The sequence below is a fragment of the Barnesiella sp. CU968 genome (assembly GCF_905219685.1).
Taxonomy (GTDB): Bacteria; Bacteroidota; Bacteroidia; order Bacteroidales; family Muribaculaceae; genus Lepagella; species Lepagella muris_A.
The window spans coordinates 1-3,015 of record NZ_CAJMXD010000356.1 but is presented as its reverse complement, the minus strand read 5'-3'; the positions used below and the strand labels follow the sequence as shown (position 1 = coordinate 3,015).

The 3,015-nt window shown below is 46.4% G+C and carries 3 protein-coding genes and 2 tRNA genes; 2 read left to right on the top strand and 3 right to left on the bottom strand.

The genetic code is table 11. The features are described 5' to 3' along the window. Positions 1 to 20: 20 nt before the first annotated feature. The 3 genes from JX312_RS11390 to JX312_RS11380 all read right to left on the bottom strand — a co-directional run bounded on the left by JX312_RS11390 (position 21) and on the right by JX312_RS11380 (position 2,705). The gene (locus tag JX312_RS11390) at positions 21 to 965 is read right to left on the bottom strand and encodes a DUF6048 family protein (protein WP_204458075.1); all 945 of its coding nucleotides are present in this window, start codon (positions 963 to 965) and stop codon (positions 21 to 23) included. A gap of 202 nt (positions 966 to 1,167) precedes the next feature. After that, positions 1,168 to 1,758, bottom strand: a complete 591-nt coding sequence (locus JX312_RS11385; RefSeq protein WP_204458074.1) for a DUF6452 family protein — start codon at positions 1,756 to 1,758, stop codon at positions 1,168 to 1,170. Further along, on the bottom strand, positions 1,755 to 2,705 hold the full coding sequence (locus JX312_RS11380) for a glycosyltransferase family 2 protein (protein ID WP_123405986.1): 951 nt from the start codon (positions 2,703 to 2,705) through the stop codon (positions 1,755 to 1,757). The genes JX312_RS11385 and JX312_RS11380 overlap by 4 nt, the downstream gene beginning before the upstream one ends. Positions 2,706 to 2,842: 137 nt before the next feature. Here JX312_RS11380 and JX312_RS11375 point away from each other — a divergent pair. Both JX312_RS11375 and JX312_RS11370 read left to right on the top strand, forming a co-directional pair. Continuing rightward, positions 2,843 to 2,918: transfer RNA gene (locus JX312_RS11375), tRNA-Lys, on the top strand. 6 nt (positions 2,919 to 2,924) lie between these two features. Continuing rightward, a tRNA-Tyr gene (locus tag JX312_RS11370) sits at positions 2,925 to 2,998 on the top strand. Positions 2,999 to 3,015 lie beyond the last annotated feature (17 nt).

Here is a 3,015-nt window from a genome sequence, read left to right as displayed (position 1 = left end):
ATAATGGGGTAAGGGAGGGATCAGGGGGCTTTCTTGTCGGGGAGAGATCCGGGATCTATTTTCTGCTGGCCGAAGCGCCAGATGGCTGAAAGGGAGAATGAGAAGGGTGACGTTGCACCGTAACCCGGAATAAACCAAGGAGAGGAGGATGATTTGGAGGAAACTTTGAATTTCATGTGGTAACGGGCGTTCCAGCCAAGGGAGAAATTTCCAACTATTTTAACTTTTATTCCCGCAAGTACTTCACCATAGACGGCGGAGGCTTTTAGTCCGGTCATCGAAAAAGATTGGGTCTGATCCCAATATCCATTCGTGATTTTTATATTCTCTATATCATATTTGAAACTTGAGAATCCGACACGGAAACCCGCAAATACCTGATAAGCGGGATCGCTCTTATACATGAAGTTATAATTCATGCCCACTTTGGCATAAAATGAAGGTTTGGTCCGGTATGTGAAATTTCCTTCTTCCGGAGTGTTGTCTGCGAATCCGATTCCTGCTTCAACTACGGGAAAGAACCAGTTGTGGAGCGAGATGTCCGCCCATATGTCAAAGCTCGCATGTTTCTGCCCGGTAGCCATCAAAATGGCATCGGCAAAATTTGCGCCTAACGTCCAGCCGTTATACAACGGATAAACCGGTTTGGATTTAGGTTTTGTCACAGTGTCGAGCACGGCAAGGAATCTCACTGGCTCGGCGAGCGCGTTTCCATGCTTGTCATAGAAATGGAGGGTCTCGCGCGGTTTGTTGTCGTCTATATCTACAGGAGTGGACTTTCGCGGGACACGTGGCGCTTTAGGGGCGATTGAATCAACAGATGCCTTTTCAATTGGCTTTATGGAATCGGCAGTTATGGTGTCAGCAGCCGGCAAAGTGTCGGTGCGTTCCGATTGCGCCGTTGACGGAAGGGCGATCTGAAGGCAGATCGCAGCGGATAGTAATATTTTATGAAATGATCTCAAATTTTTATTCTTTTTTTCGGTGATGAATCGCCGAACACCATAACAGGCTAACGCCTAATTAAAAACAATTTATCAAAGCCCTTGATGATTGATTCATTCTCCAATGCAGGATCCGGCTTTAGATAAGAATCTTTCCAGCTCAGGGCGGATTTTTTTCTGATCGGAAATCTTTCCTTGCTCCGGGAGGGAAGCTTGCTTTGGATCAGGAAGCTTTATCTTGCTCCGAGTCGGATTCGGGTTCTTTATCCGGGTCCGGACCCGGTTCGGGTTCCGTGGAGACGTGGAAGAAGATGCTCAGGTTTTCTGTGTCCATGTTGGTTATCTCCTCGAGGGGACATGCAACCGAGTCGATTATGGATCGCGTGTAACGGATCTTTTTGATCCCGAAAACATAACTGACCCCGCAGGCTGATGATACGAACCTTGGATTCCTGTCGTAGATGAATGTCACGGTATCCCGTATGTCGGCTTGAGCCAGATCTTCTTGAAGATAACGGAAAACGTAACGGGTCGTATCCTGGTCAAGGCGGAAAGGAAGGTATAATTGGTTGATGCCTTGTGTCCCGGGCGACAGTATCGAATCCCCGGGAGCTCCGATGCCATAAACCTCAAGCGAGTTGATCGTCACTTTCTGTTTATGGTCTTCAGCGTTGTAGAATCCTGCAAGGGGAAGTGCATTCCTGTTTTGGAGGCATTCCTCACTTGAACATCCACATGTCAAAAGGGAGCATCCGAATATCAAAAGGAGGAATGAGCCGATAAGGATCGGTATTTTAAATTTCTGTCTGGTCAAAATTCTTCAGCTATAAGGTAATTGTTTCTTTCAGATGAGTTGCGGGTAATCAGCTCGCCGATGAGTCCGGTGCAGAAGAATTGCACTCCGAGCACCATAGAAGCGAGCGACAGATAGAAATATACTGAATTTGTAACATAAAAATGATATGTAGACGAATTCATCGATATTATCTTGAGTATAAGTACCGTCACAACGGCAAGAAAACCGATCAGGAACATCGCCGATCCCAGAAGACCGAATATGTGCATAGGCTTTATGCCGAATTTCGACTGAAACCAGAGGGTTCCGAGGTCGAGGTATCCGTTGATGAATCTGTCGAGACCGAATTTGGTGTGACCGTATTTGCGTGCCTGATGGTGCACTACCTTTTCTCCGATTTTTTTATATCCCGCATTCTTTGCCAGATATGGGATATACCGGTGCATGTCGCCGTATACCTCTATATGCTTCACCACATCGTTGCGGTATGCCTTGAGTCCGCAGTTGAAGTCATGCAGATTCTTTATACCGCTGACCTTGCGGGCTGTCGCATTGAACAGCTTTGTGGGAATAGTCTTCGAAAGAGGGTCGTAGCGTTTCTTCTTCCATCCCGACACGAGGTCGTAGCCCTCTTCTGTGATCATTCTGTACAGTTCGGGAATTTCATCAGGGCTGTCCTGAAGATCCGCGTCCATGGTAATGACCACATCTCCTTTCGCGCGTCTGAATCCGACATTGAGCGCAGGCGATTTTCCATAATTGCGCGAGAATGAAATGGCGTGTATGTTCGGATTTCCGCCGGCAAGTTCATGGATAACGCGCATAGAGCTGTCGGTAGAACCGTCGTTCACAAAAATAATCTCATAAGAGAAACCGTTGTCGTTCATCACTCGCTCGATCCATTGAGCGAGCTCCGGAAGAGATTCCTCTTCATTATATAGGGGTATTACAACAGAAATATTCATNATCTCATAATTGGTGCAGTGCAAAATTACGAAAAAAGAGGGGGAATTGAAAAATTTTTTGCAAAATATTTGGAGGTTTCAAAAATAAGTTGTAATTTTGCATCGCTTTTGAGGGACAAACCTCAAGGTAAAACGATGATTCGCTAGCTCAGCTGGTAGAGCACAACACTTTTAATGTTGGGGTCCTGGGTTCGAGCCCCAGGCGGATCACCAAATCAAGCTTCAGTAGCTCAGTTGGTTAGAGCACCTGACTGTAAATCAGGGGGTCGTTGGTTCAAGCCCATCCTGAAGCGCAATAAAAGAATTCTCG

Bases quoted from the DNA above. Each gene is read 5' to 3' on its own strand.
- JX312_RS11380 (WP_123405986.1), bottom strand. From the start codon at position 2,705: ATGAATATTTCTGTTGTAATACCCCTATATAATGAAGAGGAATCTCTT.